We start from the raw sequence: 4,565 nt of genomic DNA, 5'->3' as shown, positions 1-4,565 counted from the left end.
GGTCGCCCGCATGTCCCCTCCCCCCTTTGGGGGGAAGGTTGGGAAGGGGGGTGCAGCGGCCCCCCTCTCCCTGTGGGAGAGGGGATGGGGGTGAGGGCTGCCTTAGAAAAAAACGGGCCGACCTGAACGGCGCGCCGTCGGTCGGCCCCTACATCATCGCAGCAAGTATACGCGACTGACGCCTAATTCGCCGTCTCGGGGGAGCCCGCCAGCTTCGGCACGTGGGGGAGCCGGGCCCTCGCCGAATCGCCGCGCAGCAGCATCCAGAAGGTGGCGAGGATGAGCCGCAGGTCGTAGAGGGCCCCGGCCCGTTCCAGATAGGCCAGGTCGAGGCTTATCTTCCGCGCCAGAATCCACTCGTAGTCCTGGTCCACCTGCTCCTGGGTGATGACCAGCGACTCGTTGATGTAGCGGAGCTGGGCCAGGCCGGTGATGCCGGGCCGGAGCTCCAGGATGCGCCGCTGACGCCCGGTGAGGCCCGAAAGATAGCAGGGAAGCTCGGGCCGCGGTCCCACCACGCTCATCTCGCCCCGGAGCACGTTGAACAGGTTCGGCAGCTCGTCCAGCTTCCAGGAGCGCAGGAAGGCGCCCACGCGGGTGATCCGGGGATCGCCCGCCGAGGTGATGCCGCGGCCGTCCGCGCCCGTCTCCATGGTGCGGAACTTATACATCCTGAAGATGCGCCCGCGGCGGCCGACGCGCTCCTGCCGGAAGAGCACCGGACCCGGCGAGCCCAGGGCTATCGCCACGACGATGACGCCCATCACCGGCGCGAACAGGACGACGCCGACCGCGGCGACGACGAAATCCAGGGCTCTTTTTAGAAAACCGCGCATCTTGTTAATGTTCAATTAGTTGCAGGAGAAATATACCCGGCGATCCCACGAATTGTCAAGTCCGGCCGGTATATGGGGTGCAAGAAAAATGCCACCCGTCCGCGGAAGGGCCCGTGAAGGGATTTTCCGGCGCGTACACGGCCTTTCGCGGGCCCCGGCCGAAGAAAAGACCGTGAAAAAAGCCCCCGCCCGCCGCCGCGACGGGGCAAAAAGTAACGCCCGGCGCGTTCAACGGGCCCGCAGACGGAGCGCCAGGGCGTTGGCGGATACCGACAGGGAGCTCACGGCCATCGCCCCCGCCGCCAGCACCGGCGACAGGAGCCCCAGGCCGGCCACCGGCAGCATCCCCGTGTTGTAGGCGAAGGCCCAGAAGAGGTTGCCCTTGATCGTGCCCCGCGTCTTCCTCGCCAGGACGAAGGAGCGCGCCACCGCCCCGATGCCGCCGTGGACCAGCGTCACGTCGGCCGACTCCACCGCCACGTCGGTGCCCGAGGCCAGGGCGACCCCCACGTCGGCCGCGGTGAGCGCCACGGCGTCGTTGATGCCGTCGCCCACCATTGCCACCCTCGCGCCTTCGGCCTGGAGCCGCCGGACCAGCTCCGCCTTGCCCGCGGGGTCGAGACCGGCGTGGACCTCCCCGATGCCGAGCTTCTCCGCGACCGCCCGGGCCGGGGCCTCGCGGTCCCCGGTGGCCAGGACGGTCCGGATGCCCAACTTTTTGAGCCCGGCCAGCGCCTCGGCGGCCTCGGGGCGCGGCTCGTCGGAAACCGCCAACGCGGCCAGGAGGGCTCCGCCCTGGGCCAGGTAGGCGATGCCGGAGCCGGACGCCATTTTTTCCGCTTCGAACCCGTCGGCGGCGGATACGTCAATCCCGGCGGCCTCCAGCATGGAGCGCTGACCCAACAGAATCACGGCGCCGCCCCGTGAGCCCCGGACGCCGGCGCCAGCCAGCTCCTCAACCTCCGCCACATCCGAGGGGGCGATGCCGCGCTCCCCGGCGGCGGCCAGGACCGCCGCGGCGAAGGGGTGGTTGGAGCCCCGCTCCAGGCCCGCCGCCAGCGCCAGCGCCTCACCCTCCTCCGACCCGAAGGTCTCGACCTCCGTGACCCGGGGACGACCCAGGGTCAGCGTCCCGGTCTTGTCGAAGACCACGGTGTCAACGGAGGCGGCGGTTTCCAGGACGGCGGCGTCGCGGAAGAGGACCCCCCGACGGGCCGCCAGACCCGACCCCACGATCACCGCCATGGGTGTCGCCAGCCCCAGGGCGCAGGGGCAGGCGACGACCAGGAGGCTGACCGCGTTCACCAGGGCGGCCTCCGCCGACCCGCCCAGCCAGTACCACAGGGCGAAGACGACCACCGCGAGCCCCAGGACCACCGGGACGAAAATCCCGGCCACGCGGTCCGCCAGCCGCTGGGACGGGGCCTTGGAGGCCTGGACCCGCCCGACCAGCTCGGCGATTTGGGCCAGGACCGACCCGGCGCCGACCTCGGTGACGCGCATTTCGAGGAGGCCGCCGCCGTTCACCGTGCCGCCGACCACCGCGTCCCCGACGGTCTTGTAAACCGGCAGCGGCTCGCCGGTTAGGAGCGACTCGTCCACGCTGGAGCTCCCGCGCTCCACGACGCCGTCGGCGGGGATTTTCGCCCCGGCGCGGACCAGCAGCCGGTCGCCCTCCCGGAGACGGTCCAGAGGCACCTCGGATGTGGAGCCGTCGGGGTTCAATTTGAGGGCGCTCTTGGCCGCCAGGCCGAGGATTTCGCGGAGCGCCCGCCCCGCCCGGCGCTTGGCCCGCACCTCCAGGTACTTCCCCACCCCGATGAGGGTGACTATCATGGCCGGCGCGTCGAGGTAGTAGGGTCCGGGCGAACCGCCCAGCAGGCGGACGGCGCCGAATATATACGCCGCACCCGCGCCCAGGGCGACCAGCGTGTCCATCCCCGGACGACCGTTTTTCAGCTCGCGGACCATGCCCCGGAAGAAGGGCCAGCCAACGAAGCCCAACGCCAGCGTCGAGAGCGCGAGCTGAAGGACCGGCAGGTGCAGCGGCATCCAGAACATCCCCGCCAGGAGCGGCAGGGAGAGAAGGATGCCGGTGAGGACCCGGGCGAGCTGCCACCCTTCCCGGCGGCGGTCCGCCCGATCGGCGTCGTTTTCGGGTTCCGAGGTATCACGGGGCAGCCGGGCGCCGTAGCCCGCTCGGCGCACCGCCCCTAAAAGCTCCACGGGCGTCACGCGGGTCGGGTCGTAGCGCACCGAAGCGGTTTCGGTCCCGAAGTTGACCTCCGCGGCGAGGACCCCGGCGGTCCGCTCCAGCTCCCGGGAGATGTTGCCCGCGCAGTTGGCGCAGTGCATCCCGGTCAGCTCCAGGAGCACGGTGGATTCGCGACCCGGGCCGTCGTGCGGCGCGTTCATGACGGCTCCTCCGTCGGATTCGACCTATCGAGAGTCATCCCGGTGGATTGAATCGTTTAATAAGGGGGACTCGCGGGGTCCCCCGACATTCATGCCTGGGCCGATGACTGGAACCCCCCGGCTTGAAGCCGGCCACGGCCCCACGGGGAGCGGTTCATGATTTTCTCGGCCCCTCCCCGCGAGCGCACGTCAGAGCCCCGCTTTTATCGCCCCCCCGGCTCGAAGCCGGCCACGGCCCCACGGGGAGCGGTTCAGGATTTTCTCGGCCCCTCCCCGCGAGCGCACGTCAGAGCCCCGCTTTTATCGCCCCCCAGGTGGTGTCCTCAACGCTGTAATTCCCGGTGGTGAAGGTCCAGACGAAGTCGTCGGGCATCTCGTGACCGTGGTTATCGGCAAGGCCGGCGGCCACGGTGCACCTTATCAGGTCAACCGGCAGGTCCTCGTCGGGCGTGAACGTGCACAGGACGTCCTTCGGGTCGGTGGCGTCAATGCCGAGAGTCCCCGAAATCTCGCCCGTCGGACGCGGGTCGGCCCGGCCCACCGCCAGGGTTGAATCCGACCCCAGAGCCCTGCCACCCGACCGCCGCGACGTGTCCTCCACCGTGAACACTATCGTATCGGTGTCTACGGGATGTATATCGTGCACACAGTGGAACACGATGTCCGTGTCCACCGGCACGCCGGTGTCCCCATCGTCGGGGTCCATGCTGGTCACGTAAGGCGGTTCACCGGGTATCCAACCACCTGTCCACATATAATCGAGCACGTTTTCCCAAAGCTGCTGCTCCTGGCCGCCGCCGATGAAGCTCTCGTAGAGGCCGGTGATGACGCCCTCCTCGTTCTCCGCCTCCAGGATACCGGCCTGGTTGGCGGTCTCCGAGGCGGTCCAGCCGGTCACCGGGCTGGCCGTGCTCCAGTTGTAGCGTTCGTGGTAGACGCCGAAGCCCCAGCCGTGCATATCGAGGGTCCACGGATCAATGCCCTGGACGATGTCGTGGCCCGAATCCCAGACGTAATGGCTCGCGGTGAAGCCCATGGTCACGGGGCTCGAAGCGCCCATGGCGTTGATCAAGCCGGTGGAGTAGCCGTAGTTGGTGGCCCAATCGAAGAAATGCAGCTTCGCGTAGTCGGTGTACCAGTTCACCAGTGCGGCCCAGTCGCTGGAGGTGGTGCTGGTGTAGTTTATCGCGGCGACGATGCACATACTCCAGTCGCTTCCGGTCAGGGCGGATATGAAGGTGGGCCATGTGCTGCCGTCGTAGTACGTGGCGGAGCAACTCGGCCACAGGCTGCTTATCGCGCTGGAGAGGTAGT

At 68.8% G+C, this 4,565-nt stretch carries 3 protein-coding genes; all 3 read right to left on the bottom strand.

The window, feature by feature from the left end:
- Nucleotides 1–182: 182 nt before the first annotated feature.
- Nucleotides 183–836, bottom strand: a complete 654-nt coding sequence (locus tag VM054_09225) for a sugar transferase (GenBank protein ID HUT99242.1) — start codon at nt 834–836, stop codon at nt 183–185.
- Nucleotides 837–1,064: 228 nt separating this feature from the next.
- On the bottom strand, nt 1,065–3,251 hold the full coding sequence (locus tag VM054_09220) for a cation-translocating P-type ATPase (GenBank protein ID HUT99241.1): 2,187 nt from the start codon (nt 3,249–3,251) through the stop codon (nt 1,065–1,067).
- 286 nt (nt 3,252–3,537) lie between these two features.
- Nucleotides 3,538–4,565: Ig-like domain-containing protein (locus VM054_09215; GenBank protein HUT99240.1), on the bottom strand; the 1,028-nt coding region annotated here is incomplete at its 5' end.

Source organism: bacterium (genome assembly GCA_035528375.1).
In the GTDB taxonomy this organism is placed as follows: Bacteria; RBG-13-66-14; RBG-13-66-14; order RBG-13-66-14; family RBG-13-66-14; genus RBG-13-66-14.
The sequence above is the reverse complement of the archived record's forward strand: the minus strand, read 5'-3'. Positions and strand labels throughout refer to the sequence as shown.